10 protein-coding genes are annotated in these 14732 nt (G+C 75.0%); 2 read left to right on the top strand and 8 right to left on the bottom strand.

Features of this window, described 5'->3' with window-relative positions; translation table 11 throughout:
* Positions 1-51 precede the first annotated feature (51 nt).
* A complete protein-coding gene (locus HH311_RS19980) occupies positions 52-843 on the bottom strand; it encodes an SDR family oxidoreductase (protein ID WP_169185437.1) in 792 nt (263 codons plus the stop codon).
* Complete coding sequence (locus HH311_RS19975; RefSeq protein WP_169185436.1) at positions 840-1952, bottom strand: hypothetical protein; 1113 nt, start codon at positions 1950-1952, stop codon at positions 840-842. Before HH311_RS19975 ends, HH311_RS19980 begins: the two co-directional genes overlap by 4 nt.
* A gap of 120 nt (positions 1953-2072) precedes the next feature.
* Between HH311_RS19975 and HH311_RS19970 the strand changes: the two genes are divergently transcribed.
* Complete coding sequence (locus HH311_RS19970; RefSeq protein WP_169185435.1) at positions 2073-3776, top strand: ABC-F family ATP-binding cassette domain-containing protein; 1704 nt, start codon at positions 2073-2075, stop codon at positions 3774-3776.
* A 490-nt stretch (positions 3777-4266) separates the two neighbouring features.
* Here HH311_RS19970 and clpB read toward each other — a convergent pair whose 3' ends face one another.
* Positions 4267-6864, bottom strand: coding sequence for an ATP-dependent chaperone ClpB (clpB, locus tag HH311_RS19965; RefSeq protein ID WP_169185434.1), 2598 nt, complete (start codon positions 6862-6864; stop codon positions 4267-4269).
* Positions 6865-7245: 381 nt separating this feature from the next.
* Between clpB and HH311_RS19960 the strand changes: the two genes are divergently transcribed.
* On the top strand, positions 7246-8988 hold the full coding sequence (locus HH311_RS19960; protein ID WP_169185433.1) for an FAD-binding oxidoreductase: 1743 nt from the start codon (positions 7246-7248) through the stop codon (positions 8986-8988).
* 15 nt (positions 8989-9003) lie between these two features.
* On the opposite strand, the gene HH311_RS19955 is transcribed toward HH311_RS19960, so the two are convergent.
* From HH311_RS19955 to HH311_RS19935, 5 genes are all read right to left on the bottom strand, one after another.
* Entirely contained in the window at positions 9004-9516 is a 513-nt protein-coding gene (locus HH311_RS19955; protein ID WP_312030263.1) for a heat shock protein transcriptional repressor HspR, read from the bottom strand.
* Positions 9513-10793, bottom strand: coding sequence for a DnaJ C-terminal domain-containing protein (locus HH311_RS19950; protein ID WP_169185432.1), 1281 nt, complete (start codon positions 10791-10793; stop codon positions 9513-9515). Before HH311_RS19950 ends, HH311_RS19955 begins: the two co-directional genes overlap by 4 nt.
* Before the next feature lie 99 nt (positions 10794-10892).
* Entirely contained in the window at positions 10893-11669 is a 777-nt protein-coding gene (grpE, locus tag HH311_RS19945; RefSeq protein WP_312030262.1) for a nucleotide exchange factor GrpE, read from the bottom strand.
* A complete protein-coding gene (gene dnaK, locus HH311_RS19940) occupies positions 11666-13510 on the bottom strand; it encodes a molecular chaperone DnaK (RefSeq protein ID WP_169185431.1) in 1845 nt (614 codons plus the stop codon). The genes grpE and dnaK overlap by 4 nt, the downstream gene beginning before the upstream one ends.
* Before the next feature lie 171 nt (positions 13511-13681).
* Positions 13682-14686: a C40 family peptidase gene (locus HH311_RS19935; protein WP_211190536.1), complete on the bottom strand. Its 1005-nt coding sequence runs from the start codon at positions 14684-14686 to the stop codon at positions 13682-13684.
* Positions 14687-14732: the final 46 nt, after the last annotated feature.

The raw sequence follows: 14732 nt of genomic DNA, 5'->3' as shown, positions 1-14732 counted from the left end.
CCGGCCGGAGACGTCAGCCCCGGCCGGAGACGTCAGCCCCGGCCGGAGACGTCAGCCCCGGCCGGAGGCGCTGCGCCGGGCGAGCCGCTGGAGGATCGGCAGCGGGACGAGCCGGCTCCCGGCCACGATCGCCTTGTACACCGCCCCCGGCACCGACAGCTCCCGGCGCCGGTCGTAGTCGGCGAGCGCGTCCGCGACCACCCGGTCGGCCTCGAGCCACAGGAACCCCGGGCCCGGCCGGCCCTGCCCGAAGCGCTCGTGGAACTCGGTCTTCGTGTAGCCCGGGCACAGCGCCATGACGTGGACCCCGGTGCCGTACACCGACATGAAGAGGTTCTGGGAGAGCGCCGTGACGTAGGCCTTCCCGGCGCCGTACACGGAGCCGCGCCCCGGCAGGAAGCCTGCCACGCTCGACGTGTTGATCACCCCGCCGCGGCCGCGCGCGACCATGCCGGGCAGCGCGGCGCGGCACAGCAGCAGCACGGCGGTGACGTTGACCTCGTGGTTCGCCGCGAGGACGGCCGGGTCGGTCTCGATGAACTCGCCGGCGGTGCCGTAGCCCGCGTTGTTGACGAGCAGGTCGACCGGGGCCGCGTCGCCGGGGTCGGCGAGGCGGCGCTCGACGCGGGCGCGGGCCGCCGGGTCGGCAAGGTCGGCCACGAGGACCTCGGCGTGCGACCCCCGGCCGCGGAGCTCGGTCGCCAGCGCCTCGAGGCGTGCCTCGTCGCGCGCGACGAGCACGAGGTCGTGGCCCCGGCCCGCGAGCTGGGTGGCGAACTCGGTGCCGATCCCCGAGCTGGCGCCGGTGACGAGGGCGACGGGCCGCGCGATCGGGCCCGTCATCGCCCGCGGAAGGGTCCGCTGCGCCAGGTGGCGCCCTTCGACGACCGCGTGTCCCCGGACGGCGGGTCGGAACCCGGGTCGTCCTGCTCGAGGTCGTAGGGGATGTCGCCCGGGCGGTCGCGGTGTGTGGGCTCGGAGCCGCGCCCGTACGGGCTGGCGTCCTCGTCGCCGGAGGCGAACCGCTCGAGCTCCTCGTCGTACTCGAGGTCCTCGTCGTCGTCGCGGTCCGCGGCCGGGGCCCGACCCGCGCCGCCCGTCCGGCCGCGACCGCCGATGGTGGTGGTCGGGGCGTCGTCGTCGGGGCGGCCGGGGCGCACCGTGCTGGTCGGCGCCTCGTCCTCGGGGTCCTCGCGGGCGCTGCGCACCGTCGTGGTCGGGGCCTCGTCGACGGCGGCCCCGGCGCGACCCCGGCCCCCGACGACGGCGGTCGGGGCCTCGTCGGCCGGGCTGCCGGCGGCCGGCAGGTGCGAGCCGCCGCCCTCGACGGCCTCCTTGATCGCGGCCGACACGTCGACCAGCGACTCGATGAGGCCCTCGACGCGGTCCGGGTCGGCGTCGGGGTCGATCGAGGCCAGCACCCAGGTGTCCTCCGCCCACACCAGCGGCACGTCGGCGCCCACGCGGTCGGCCGCGTCGGTCACCTGCCGGGTGAGCAGCCGGCGACCCTCCAGGGCGTTGCTGACGAACGCGTACCGGCGCCCGACCTGCCCGAGGTTGTCGAGCTCGTCGTCGTCGGGACGCGGCGACTCCGGGAGCCGCAGCTCGATCGCGACCGGGACGGCGACGGTGCCGCGCACCGCGGCCACCGTCGCGACCGTCACGCCGTCCTGCTCCTGATCGAAGATGCAGCCCAGCCGGCGGCCGCCCGGGCCGGGCACCGCGCCGGTGGCCACGTCGTAGGCCGCCCGGGGGCCCTCGCCGCGCAGCGTGCCGTAGCGCCAGGCGTGCGGCGGCGAGGACAGGGCGTCGGTGAACTCCCAGCCCTTGGAGGCCGCCCAGTCACGCCGGCCGTTGCCCCGGCGGGTCGGGCGCGCGCGGTCGTACCAGAGCAGCAGCGCGCCGCCGGCTGCGGCGACCAGCGCCACGACGAACCAGATCCAGGCAGGCACCCGGCGAGCGTACGGCCTGCCCCCGACCCCACCGGGGGACGACACTCGGGGTACGGCCGCCTTTTCGACGTGGCGACGCGCCTGCTCAGGGGCGGTGCGGGCGCGGTTAGGGTCGAACAGGTGAGCGCCACCCTCGTCGCGCGGGGCGTCTCGGCCGCGCACGGTGCCCGGACGATCTTCTCCGACGTCGACCTCACCGTCTCCCCCGGCGACGTCGTCGGGCTCGTCGGCGCCAACGGGGCGGGGAAGTCGACCCTGCTGCGGATCCTCGCCGGGCTGACCGCCCCGGACGCCGGCACCGTCGAGCTCGCGCCGCCCACGGCCACCGTCGGGTACCTGCCGCAGGAGCCGGCGCCGCGCCCCGGCGAGACCGTGGCGGCGTTCCTCGCCCGGCGGACCGGGGTCGCCGCCGCGCAGGCCGAGCTCGACGCCGCCACCGAGGCCGTCGGCGCGGGCTCGGCGGGCGCCGACGACCGCTACGCCGAGGCGCTCGAGCGCTGGCTCGCGCTCGGCGGCGCCGACCTGACCGACCGGGTGCCCGAGGTCGCCGACGACCTCGGGCTCGCCCTGCCCGACGACACCCCGATGACGGCGCTCTCCGGTGGCCAGGCGGCTCGGGTCAACCTCGCGGCGCTGCTGCTCGCCCGCTTCGACCTGTTCCTGCTCGACGAGCCGACCAACGACCTCGACCTCGCCGGGCTGGAGCGCCTCGAGCGGTTCGTCCGGGAGCTGCGGGCCCCGACGGTGCTGGTCAGCCACGACCGCGAGTTCCTCGCCCGGACGGTCACCGAGGTCCTCGAGCTCGACCTCGCCCAGCAGCAGGTGGCGCTCTACGGCGGCGGCTACGAGTCGTACCTGGTGGAGCGGGCGGTGTCCCGCCGGCACGCGCGGGAGGCCTACGAGGAGTACGCGGACAAGCGGGCCGCCCTGACCACGCGGATGCACGAGCAGCGGAACTGGCTCGAGCACGGCGTGCGCAACGCGCGGCGCAAGGGCGGACGAGCCGACTCGGACAAGAACGCCCGCAAGTTCCGTGCCGAGGCCACCGAGAAGCAGGCCGCCAAGGTGTCCCAGACCCAGCGGCGGATCGAGCGGCTCGAGGTCGTCGAGGAGCCCCGCAAGGAGTGGGAGCTGCGGATGGAGATCGCGGCGGCGCCGCGGTCGGGGACGGTGGTGGCGTCGCTGACGGGGGCGGTCGTGCGTCGCGGCGGGTTCACGCTCGGCCCGGTGACGCTGCAGCTCGACTACGGCGACCGGGTCGCGGTCACGGGCGCGAACGGCGCGGGGAAGACGACGCTGCTCGCCCTCCTGCTGGGGAGGCTGGCTCCCGACGCCGGGTCCGCCTCGCTCGGGTCGGGGGTCGTCGTCGGGGAGGTGGACCAGGCGCGGGCGGTGCTCGGGAGACGAAGCATCGAGGGGAGCACGCCGATAGGGGAGCTCGACCCATCGAGACCGTCCGGCTCGTCGCTGCTCGACGCCTTCTCGCGGGAGCCCGAGGTGGACCGCTGGCCGACGTCGGAGGTGCGGACCCTGCTCGCGAAGTTCGGGCTCGGGGCCGAGCACGTGCACCGGGCGGCGGACTCGCTGTCGCCGGGTGAGCGGACGCGTGCCGCGCTCGCGCTGCTGCAGGCCCGCGGAGTGAACCTGCTGGTCCTGGACGAGCCGACCAACCACCTCGACCTGCCCGCCATCGAGCAGCTGGAGTCGGCGCTGGACGCGTACGAGGGCACGCTGCTCCTGGTCACCCACGACCGGCGGATGCTCGCGGCGGTGTCGACCACCCGGCACTGGCACGTCGAGGCGGGGCGGGTGCGCGAGGTCTGACGCCCGGCCCCCGGCGCGAGGGGAGCCCTCGTGCGGGTAGAGCGGCGGAACTCTCCCCTCGCGAGGTGCGCTCGGCAGGGGCTCGACGCGGGCGCTCGGCGCGCGACGGGCACGCCACGCACGGCCCGGACCCGTCGGAGCTGCGCCACGTGCCCGTCGCCGGCTGGACGCCGACAGCCCTCCGCTCGAGGGGCACACCACGCACGGCCCGGACCCGTCGGAGCTGCGCCACGTGCCCGTCGCCGGTCGGGCTGGGGCCGGCCCCAGCGCGAGGAGCACACCAGGCACCCCGAAACCCGACCGTTCATGCGCCACGTGCCCCTCGCCGGCCCGGCCCGGCCCGGCCCGGACGAGCGAAGGGCCCCCGCGCTCGGATAGATCGAGCGAGGGGGCCCTTCGGTCGGAACGCGGGGCGCGGCGCCGGTTCCGGCGAAGGGCACCCCTGGGCGATCTAGTCGACCGAAGGTGCCCTTCGCTCAGAAATCGGGGCCTACGCGGCGCGGGCCACGGTCAGCGTGCCCGCCCCGCCGTCGGCGTCCTTGTCGAGGTCGACCCGCACGGTGTCGCCCTCGCGGACCTCGCCGCCGAGCAGCTCCCGGGCGAGCTGGTCCCCGATCGCCGACTGGACCAGCCGGCGCAGCGGCCGCGCCCCGTACACGGGGTCGAAGCCCTGCAGGGCCAGCCACTCCTTGGCGGCGTCGGACACCTCGAGCGTGAGCCGCCGGCCGGCCAACCGGCCCGCCAGGCGCTGCACCTGGATGTCGACGATCGACGTCAGCTCCTCGGTCGACAGGGCGTGGAAGACCACGACGTCGTCGAGCCGGTTGAGGAACTCGGGCTTGAACGAGTGCTTGACGACCTCCATGACCCGGTCGCGCCGCCCGGCGTCGTCGAGCGACGGATCGATGAGCGCCGCCGAGCCGAGGTTCGAGGTCAGCACGAGGATCGTGTTGCGGAAGTCGACCGTGCGGCCCTGGCCGTCGGTGAGGCGGCCGTCGTCGAGCACCTGCAGCAGGACGTCGAAGACGTCGGGGTGGGCCTTCTCGACCTCGTCGAGCAGCACCACCGAGTACGGCCGGCGCCGGACGGCCTCGGTGAGCTGGCCGCCCTGGTCGTACCCGACGTAGCCGGGGGGCGCCCCGACGAGCCGCGCGACCGAGTGCTTCTCGCCGTACTCGCTCATGTCGATGCGGATCATGGCCCGCTCGTCGTCGAACAGGAACGCGGCGAGCGCCTTGGCCAGCTCGGTCTTGCCGACGCCGGTGGGGCCGAGGAACAGGAACGAGCCGGTCGGGCGATCCGGGTCGGAGACGCCGGCCCGGGTGCGGCGCACCGCGTCGGAGACCGCACGGACCGCCTCGGCCTGGCCGACCACGCGCCGGCCGAGCTCATCCTCCATGCGCAGCAGCTTCTGGGTCTCGCCCTCGAGCAGCCGCCCGGCGGGGATGCCGGTCCACGCGGAGACGACGTCGGCGACGTCGTCGGGCCCGACCTCCTCCTTGAGCATGACCGGACCCGCGGCCGCGGACGCCTCGTCGGCGGCGGCCAGCTCCTTCTCCAGCGCCGGGATGCGGCCGTAGCGCAGCTCGGCGACCTTCGCGTAGTCGCCGTCGCGCTCGGCGCGCTCGGACTCCCCGCGCAGCGTCTCGAGCTGCTCCTTGAGGTCGCGGGCGGAGTTGATCGACTCCTTCTCCCCCGTCCACCGGGCCGTCAGCGCGTCGAGCTCCTCGCGCTTCTCGGCCAGCTCCGCGCGCAGCGCGACGAGCCGGTCGGCCGAGGCGGCGTCGGACTCCTTGGCCAGCGCCATCTCCTCGATCTCGAGGCGGCGCACGGCGCGCTCCACCTCGTCGATCTCCACCGGCCGCGAGTCGATCTCCATGCGCAGCCGCGAGCTCGCCTCGTCGACGAGGTCGATCGCCTTGTCCGGCAGGAACCGGGCGGTGATGTAGCGGTCGGAGAGGGTGGCGGCGGCGACGAGCGCGGCGTCGGTGATCCGGACGCCGTGGTGCACCTCGTAGCGCTCCTTGAGCCCGCGGAGGATCCCGACGGTGTCCTCCACGCTCGGCTCGCCGACGAGGACCTGCTGGAAGCGGCGCTCCAGGGCGGGGTCGGACTCGATGTGCTTGCGGTACTCGTCGAGCGTGGTGGCCCCGACCATCCGCAGCTCGCCGCGCGCGAGCATCGGCTTGATCATGTTGCCGGCGTCCATCGCGGACTCACCGGTCGCGCCGGCGCCGACGATGGTGTGCAGCTCGTCGATGAAGGTGATGACCTGGCCCGCCGAGTCGGTGATCTCGCCCAGGACGGCCTTGAGGCGCTCCTCGAACTCGCCGCGGTACTTCGCGCCCGCGACCATCGAGCCGAGGTCGAGCGCGACGACCTTCTTGTCCCGCAGCGACTCGGGCACGTCGCCCGCGACGATGCGCTGGGCGAGGCCCTCGACGATCGCGGTCTTGCCCACGCCGGGCTCGCCGATGAGGACGGGGTTGTTCTTCGTGCGCCGCGAGAGGACCTGCACGACGCGGCGGATCTCGGCGTCCCGCCCGACGACGGGGTCGAGCGCGCCGGAGCGGGCACGTTCGGTGAGGTCCTGCCCGTACTTCTCGAGGGCCTGGAAGGTGCCCTCGGGGTCGGGCGAGGTGATCCGCGCGGAGCCGCGGACCTTGCCGAAGGCCTCCTGCAGCGCCTCGGGGGTCGCGCCGTGGCGCTTGAGGATCTCGGCGGTGCGCCCGCCCGCGGCGGCGGCACCCACCAGCAGGTGCTCGGTGGAGACGAACTCGTCGCCCATGTCGGCGGCCAGCTGCTGGGCGTGGGTGAGGACCCGCGCCGAGTCGCCGTCGAACTGCGGCGCGGACACGTTCGAGCCGGTGGCGCTGGGCATCGAGGCGATCAGCCGCTCGATCTCCCCGCGGACCGCCGCGGGGTCGGCCGACACCGCCTTGAGCAGGGGGGTGGTGATGCCGTCGGTCTGGTCGAGGAGGGCGACGACGAGGTGGGCCGGGGACACCTGGGGGTTTCCCGACGCGGTGGCGGCGCGGACCGCGGCGGACACCGCCTGCTGGGTGCGCGTCGTCGGCGAGAAGTCCATCTGCGAGGCCTTTCTGCGACCCGGTTCCTGGCCGGGTCTCGCGTGCTGGTGATCGTGCGTGGTCGGGGGGTGGGTCGCTCCTCGACGCGCCGGGACGCGTCCGGAAGACCCTTCTCCGGGAGCAACGTGCCGGAACTTGAGTCTGTTCCGCTCAACTCATGGCGGTTTCGACGTTCCGGACATCCCGGTCAACACCGTGAGTGACGGAACGGGGACGGTTGGCTGCCGCGCGGCACGCTCTGTCATGATGACCGCGACCCAGGCGAGGGACGGGACTTCGCCGGGCGACGAAGGGGGTTCGGCATGTCGGCGGAAGCTGCCGAGCCGATCGGCCCAGCCGTGCCGAGGGGTAGGGCTGCGCGCGAGAGCACCGGTCGGGACATGACCCCGCCGCGCGCCGAGCACCCCGCTCCCGACGCCGGCCCGACACCCCCCGCCCGGCCCGTCCCCGCGGACGCGCCGCCCGCCCGCGGCCGGGTGCTGCGCCTGGTCCAGGCCGCGCCCCGCCCCGCCCCGAGCCCCGCCGCCCCGGGCACGACGCCACAGGGCCCGACCCCACCGGGCCCGACCCCACCGGGCCCCGCCCCGAGGGCCGCCGGCCCGGGCCCCACCGCGCTCGCGCCGCCACCCACCGTGCCGCCGCCGCCCGAAGCCCTCCCGACCGCGCCGCTGCCCTCGCCCGCCCCGCGTACCGCGACCTCCGCGCCGCGCCACGTCCCGGACGACGCCCGCACCGCGATCGTCCCCCGCGTCCCCGCGGAGCCCGCTCCCGACGAGGCCGCACCCCAGCAGGCCGCACCCGCACAGGCCGCACCCGCACAGGCCGCACCCGCACAGGCCGCGCCCCAGCAGGCCGCACCTCAGCAGGACGCAGTCCCTCACGCCGAGGAGCCTGCGCCCCTCGCGGGCAACGACCTGTTCACCGACCGCGGGGCCGCCCCGGCGACGGGCGTCCGCCCGGAGTCCACCACCCCGCTGACCTCGCCCCGCTCCGACGTGGCCCTGGCCGGGGAGGCCGTGCGCGCGGTCTGGTCCCGCCTCGACGACCAGGAGGCCGACCTCGCGCACTGGTTCGCGGCGCTGCTGTTCAGCCTCGCGCCCGGGCTGCGCGCCCACTTCCCGACGCAGGCCGACCGCGCCGCGCGGCGTCTGCTGCGCGCCACGATCACCGCGATGTCGGCCGTCGACCGGCCCCGGGAGCTCGCGACCGCGATCGGCGGGCTCGCCAAGGAGACCCGCGCCCTGGGCCTCGACGCCGAGGCCGACGAGCCGGTGGGCGTCGCCCTGGTCGGCGCGGTGCGGGAGTTCGCCGGCGAACTGTGGGCGCCGGGCGCCGACGCCGCCTGGGTGCTGGCCTACTCGCTCGCGGCCGAGCCCGCCCGCCGTCGCGCGGCCACCCTGCCCGGCGTCGTCACCGGCACCGTCGTGGCCCACCGGCGGCTGAGCTGGGACCTCGCCGTCGTGACCGTGGCCCCCGACGCCCCCGTCGAGTACCGCCCGGGGCAGTGGGTCACCGTCGAGGTGCCGCAGCGCCCGCGGATGTGGCGGCGCCTGACGCCGGCCGGCGCGCCCCGCCGCGACGGCCACCTCGAGTTCCACGTCCGCGCCGTGGCGGCCGGCTGGGTGAGCCGCAGCATCGTCGCGCACAGCCAGGTCGGCGAGCGCTGGAGCATCGGGCCCGCCGAGGGTGAGCTCACCGCCGACGCGGCCGCCGAGCGCGAGCTGCTCGTCGTCGCGGGCGGGACCGGAGCCGCCGTCGCGCTCGCGCTGTGCGAGGACCTGGCCGCCCAGGCGGCGGCCGGCGTCGACGTCCGGCCGACCACCGTGGTGGTCGGCGGCCGCACCCCCGAGGACCTGCACTCGCTCGACCGCTTCGCCGTCCTGGCGCAGGACGCGCCGTGGCTGGCCGTCGTCGGCGCCTGCGAGTCCGACCCGCTCGACCTCGAGCTGGCCCCGGGCACCGTCGTCGAGGCCGTCACCCGCGCCGGGCCGTGGCTCGAGCACGACGTGGTGGTCGCCGGGTCGCCGGACATGATCCGGGCGACAACGGCGGCCCTGCTGGTCGACGGCACCCCGCTGGACCGGATCCACTACGACCCCTTCACCGAGGACGACGAGGACTGAGGCCGGTTCGGCGCGTCACTGCGCGCCGTCGTCGTCCGGGGGCCTCTCGGTGGGCTCGACGGAGCGCCGGCCGGGCTGCCAGACGACGACGGACTGGGTCCGGCGGACCGGCAGCAGGTCGTCCCGGCCGCCCGAGCGCTGCTCGGTGAGGGTCTGGACCCGCGCCTTGCTGCGCGCGAGCTCGTCGGTCACCTCGGCGAGCCGGTCGGTAAGCTGGTCGACCTCGCGCTCGAGCTCGATGATGCGCTTGATGCCGGCGAGGTTGACGCCCTCCTCCTGGGAGAGCCGCTGGACCTCGCGCAGCAGGGCGATGTCACGGACCGAGTAGCGCCGGCCGCCACCGCTGGCCCGTCCGGGGCGCACCAGGCCGATGCGGTCGTAGGACCGCAGCGTCTGGGCGTGCATTCCGGAGAACTCGGCGGCGATGGAGATGACGAAGACCGGGGTGTCCTCGTCGGCCCAGGCCGGCAGGCCGGGGATCGCGGACCCGCCCTGCGGGCCCGCGCCGTCGCCCCGCCGCCCGCTCACGACGCCGCCTCCCTGCGACCGGCCTCCGCCCGATCCATGAGGTGGGCGCGGGGGTCCTCGCCCGCGGTGGCGCGGGCGTAGGCGTCGAGGGCCTCGTCGGCCTCGGCGGAGAGCCGCGAGGGCACGGCGAGCTCGAGGGTGACGAGCAGGTCGCCCGGGGTGGCGTCCTTGCGCTTGACCCCGCGCCCGCGCACCCGCAGCGTGCGGCCGGCCGAGCTGCCCGGCGGCACCTTCAGCGAGATGCGGCCCTCGAGCGTCGGCACCGTCACCGTGGCGCCGCGGACGAGCTCCGGGTAGGTCACCGGGAGCGCGAGCGTGAGGTCGTCGGGGTTCTTGGCCGACCGGCCGAACACCGCGTCGGGGGCGACGTGCACCACGACGTAGAGGTCGCCGGACGGGCCGCCGGACGGGCCGGGCTGGCCCTTGCCGGCGAGCCGGATGCGCTTGCCGTCCTCGACACCGGCGGGGATGCGGATGGTCAGCGTCCGCGGGCGGGAGCTGACGCCGTCGCCGCCGCACTCCGGGCACGGGTCGTCGACGAGGTGCCCGGTGCCGCGGCAGTCGGGGCAGGGCTCGCTGAACGCGAACGCGCCCTGGCTGCGCGAGACGAGTCCGGCGCCGCCGCAGCGGGGGCAGGTGCGCGGGGTGGTGCCGGGCTTGGCGCCCGAGCCCTCACAGGTGCCGCAGCGCATCGGGGAGGTGAGGCGCAGCGGGAGCGTCGCGCCATTCACGGCCTCGCCGAAGTCGATGCGGACCTCGGTCTCGACGTCCGCGCCGCGGCGCCGCCGCGGGCTCGTCGTGCCGCCCAGGCCGCCGCCCATGCCGGCGCCGCCCATGCCGCCGGTCGGGTCGGTCGTGGTGCCCGCCCCGCCCATGCCGCCGAAGATGCCGCCGAGCAGGTCGCCCAGGCCGCCCCCGCCACTGCCACGGCCGCCGCCGGCGAAGAGGTCGTTGACGTCGAAGCCACCGGTGGCCCCGGTGCCCGCGCCGCGGCCGCCGAAGCCGCCGCCACCCCCGCCGAACCCGCCGAAGCGGCCGCCGGCGAACAGGCTGCGGGCCTCGTCGTACTCCTTGCGCTTCTCCGTGTCGGAGAGCACGCCGTAGGCCTCGCCCGCGGCCTTGAACCGGGCCTCGGCCGTGGCGTCGCCCGGCTTGGTGTCGGGGTGGTTCTCCCGGGCGATCTTGCGGTACGCCTTCTTGATCTCGTCCTGCGAGGCGTCCTTGGCGACGCCGAGCTCGCGGTAGAAGTCCTTCTCGAGCCAGTCACGATTCGCCATCGTGGGTTCGTCCTCCCTCCCGCGAGCCCGGCGTGGGTGCGGGCCCTCTCGTCAGTGTGGAGCGCGCGCGCCCGGGCCGGGAGTCCCGGCCCGGGCGTGTCACGCGGTCTCGCCCCCGCCGGCGGAGCCGCTGTTCGCGGGCACCGCGTCGGGGTCGTGGTCGGTGACCTCGACCATCGCCGCCCGGAGCACCTTGTCCCCGAAGCGGTAGCCCCGGCGCATCACGGTGGTGACCGTCGGACCGTCCACCTCCGCGGAGGTGCCGTGGGCGACGGCCTCGTGCACCGACGGGTCGAACGCGTCGCCGACCTCGCCGAAGCCCGCCAGCCCGGCCCGCGTCAGGGTCTCGGTGAGCCGGTCGGCCACCACCTTGAACGGGCCGGTCAGGTCGCCGTGGGCACCCGCGCGCTCGACGTCGTCGAGCACGGTGAGCAGCTCCCCGGCGATCTGGGCCTTGGCGCCGGTGACGGTGGCCTCGCGGTCACGCTCCACCCGGCGCCGGTAGTTCGTGTACTCCGCCGACACGCGCTGCAGGTCGGCGGTGCGCTCCTCGAGCTCGGTGCGCAGGCGCGCGAGCTCGGGGTCGGCCGGCGCGCCCGCGCCGGCCGCGGAACCCTCCGCGCCGTCGGCGCTCGCGGTCCCGCTCGTCGGGACGCCGCCCAGGGCGGCGTCGGGAGCCTGGTCGCCGTCGGTCGGCGCGCCCTCGTCGGTCGTCCCGACCGGGGCGTCCGGGCCGGCGCCGAACTCCTCCTGCACCCCGACAACGTCATCAGTCTTGACCGACTCCTCGGCCGGCTGCTCCACGGTGACCTCCTCCTCGGGTCGGCCGCGCCCGGCCGTGGGGCCGGGCGCGGCACCGGTGTCCGGCGTGGTCACTTCTTGTCGTCGTCGTCCACGACCTCGGCGTCGACGACGTCGTCGTCGGCGCCGGCGGCACCCGTGGCGTCACCGGCCGCGCCGGCGGCCTCACCGGCCTGCTGCTGGGAGTAGATTGCCTGGCCGAGCTCCTGGGAGTCGGTCGCGAGCTTCTCCACCGCGGACTTCACGGCCTCGGTGTCGTCGCCCTCGAGGGCCTTCTTGAGGTCGTCGAGGGAGCCCTGGACCTTGTCCTTGACCTCGGACGGCACCTTGTCGCCGTTCTCGGACAGGACCTTCTCGGTCTGGTGCACCAGCGACTCCGCCTGGTTGCGGGTCTCGGCCTCCTCGCGGCGCCGGCGGTCCTCGTCGGCGTGGGCCTCGGCGTCGGCCACCATGCGGTCGATCTCGTCCTTCGAGAGGGCCGAGCCGCCGGTGATGGTCATCGCCTGCGACTTGCCGGTGCCCTTGTCGACCGCCGAGACGTTGACGATGCCGTTCGCGTCGATGTCGAAGGTGACCTCGATCTGCGGCACGCCCTGCGGGGCCGGGGGCAGGCCGGTCAGCTCGAACATGCCGAGCTTCTTGTTGTAGGCCGCGATCTCCCGCTCGCCCTGGAAGACCTGGATCTGCACCGACGGCTGGTTGTTCTCCGCCGTCGTGAAGACCTCGGACTTCTTGGTGGGGATCGTCGTGTTCTTCTCGATCAGCTTGGTCATCACGCCGCCCTTGGTCTCGATGCCGAGGGACAGCGGGGTGACGTCGAGCAGCAGGACGTCCTTGACGTCACCGCGCAGCACGCCGGCCTGCAGCGTGGCGCCGACGGCGACGACCTCGTCCGGGTTGACGCCCTTGTTGGGCTCCTTGCCGCCGGTGAGCTCCTTGACCAGGTCGGTCACCGCGGGCATGCGGGTCGAGCCGCCGACCAGCACGACGTGGCTGATCTGGCTCACCGAGATGTTGGCGTCCTTGATGACCTGGTTGAACGGCCGCCGGCAGCGGTCGAGCAGGTCCGAGGTGATCCGCTGGAACTCCGAGCGCGAGAGCGTCTCGTCGAGGAACAGCGGGTTCTTGTCGGCGTCGACCGTGATGTAGGGCAGGTTGATGCTCGTGGAGGCCGAGCTGGACAGCTCGATCTTCGCCTTCTCGGCGGCCTCGCGGAGGCGCTGCATGGCCATCTTGTCCTTGGACAGGTCGATGCCCTGCGAGCCCTTGAACTTGTCGACGAGCCAGTTGATGATCCGCTCGTCCCAGTCGTCGCCGCCGAGGTTGTTGTCGCCGTTGGTGGCGCGCACCTCGACCACGCCGTCGCCGATGTCGAGCAGCGAGACGTCGAACGTGCCGCCGCCGAGGTCGAAGACGAGGATCGTCTGCTCGCTCTCGCCCTTCTCCAGCCCGTAGGCGAGGGCGGCCGCGGTCGGCTCGTTGACGATGCGCAGCACGTTGAGGCCCGCGATCTGGCCGGCCTCCTTGGTGGCCTGGCGCTGCGCGTCCTCGAAGTAGGCGGGGACGGTGATCACCGCGTCGGTGACCTCCTCGCCGAGGTAGGACTCGGCGTCGCGCTTGAGCTTCATCAGCGTGCGGGCGCTGATCTCCTGCGCGGTGTACTTCTTGCCGTCGATCTCGGTGGTCCAGTCGGTACCCATGTGCCGCTTGACCGACCGGATGGTCCGATCGACGTTGGTGACGGCCTGGTTCTTGGCCGACTGGCCCACCAGCACGTCTCCGTTGCGGGCGAAGGCGACCACCGACGGGGTGGTCCGGCTGCCCTCGGAGTTGGCGATGACCGTCGGCTCGCCGCCCTCCAGGACAGCGACCACGGAGTTGGTGGTGCCGAGGTCGATGCCGACCGCTCGCGCCATGCTGACGACTCCTCTCGATGAGTCCTAGGTCGTTGTAGTGTGAGCCCGTTGCGCTCAACTCTACCGGCCCTGATCGTCGGGGGCGACCCGGGGGTGAGTGTCAGTCGCTCAACTTGCTCTCGTGGAGGCCAACGGACGACCTCACGGAGTTGTTCCCGGCGCGCTCAACCCTCATGCCTGGGGTGCGGTGCCCGGGCGGGTCGCGAGCGGCACCAGCTCGGACTCGGTGAACTTCACCGGGCGGACGCCGAGCGGGACCCCGGTCTGCTGGGCCTCCATGATCTTGCCGTCGCCCAGGTAGAGCGCGACGTGGTGGATCGTCGACGGGTCCGAGGTGTCGTAGGCCCAGAACAGCAGGTCACCGGGTTGGGCCTGAGCCACGGGCACGTGGGCGCCCGCCCCGTACTGGTCGCGCGCGACGCGCGGCAGCACCACCCCGGCGGCCTGGAAGGCCCGCAGCATGAGCCCGGAGCAGTCGTAGCTCGACGGCCCCGTGGCGCCCCAGACGTAGGGCTTGCCGGTCTCGCCCACGGCGAAGTCGATCGCGCTCTTCGCGACCCCCGGCGGCAGGGAGGTGGCCACGCCCGCCGTCGGGCCCTCCGCGCACGGCCGGATGGCGCTCGTCACGCCGGCGAGGTCGCCGACGAGGCTCGCGGCGAGCGGCTCCCACTTCGCGTACGCCCCCGGGAACGCCGAGCGCTGCACGGTCTGGGCGGCCTGGGTGACCGGCATGTCCTGCCAGCCCGGGATCGCGAGCAGGTGGGCGAGGAAGGTCTGCGTGGCGTGGACCGGGTCGCGGATCTGGTCGGGGGTGCCCCAGCCCTGGCTGGGGCGCTGCTGGAAGAGGCCCAGCGAGTCGTGGTCGACGGCGACGTCCATGCCCGCCGTCCCCATGCCGGACTCCTGCATCGCCGTCGCGAGCGCGACGATCCAGGCCCGCGGCGGGGCGTTCATCCCCTTGGCGACCCCGACGATGGTCGCGGCGGCCTGCCGCTGCACCGGCTGCAGGTCGGCGGCGGTGCGGGGGATCCCGACGGCGGCCCGGTCGCCCGCGTCGCAGGTCCCCGCGGCGTCCTGGTCGCCGCCGCCGGTGAACTGCCCGACGACGAGCAGCCCGCCCAGGAGCACCACGACGAGGGCCAGGGCGAGGAGCCCGACCGGGATGAGCAGGCGCAGGAACCGCAGCCGCGGCGGGAGGATCCGCACCGGGCGGCCGGGGCGG

This window comes from Actinomycetospora sp. TBRC 11914, assembly GCF_012933465.1.
GTDB lineage: Bacteria > Actinomycetota > Actinomycetes > Mycobacteriales > Pseudonocardiaceae > Actinomycetospora.
The sequence above is the reverse complement of the archived record's forward strand: the minus strand, read 5'-3'. Positions and strand labels throughout refer to the sequence as shown.

Coding starts and splice junctions, on each gene's coding strand:
- HH311_RS19950 (WP_169185432.1), bottom strand. CDS start 10,793: ATGGCGAATCGTGACTGGCTCGAGAAGGACTTCTACCGCGAGCTCGGC.
- HH311_RS19980 (WP_169185437.1), bottom strand. CDS start 843: ATGACGGGCCCGATCGCGCGGCCCGTCGCCCTCGTCACCGGCGCCAGC.
- HH311_RS19960 (WP_169185433.1), top strand. CDS start 7,246: ATGACCCCGCCGCGCGCCGAGCACCCCGCTCCCGACGCCGGCCCGACA.
- dnaK (WP_169185431.1), bottom strand. CDS start 13,510: ATGGCGCGAGCGGTCGGCATCGACCTCGGCACCACCAACTCCGTGGTC.
- clpB (WP_169185434.1), bottom strand. CDS start 6,864: ATGGACTTCTCGCCGACGACGCGCACCCAGCAGGCGGTGTCCGCCGCG.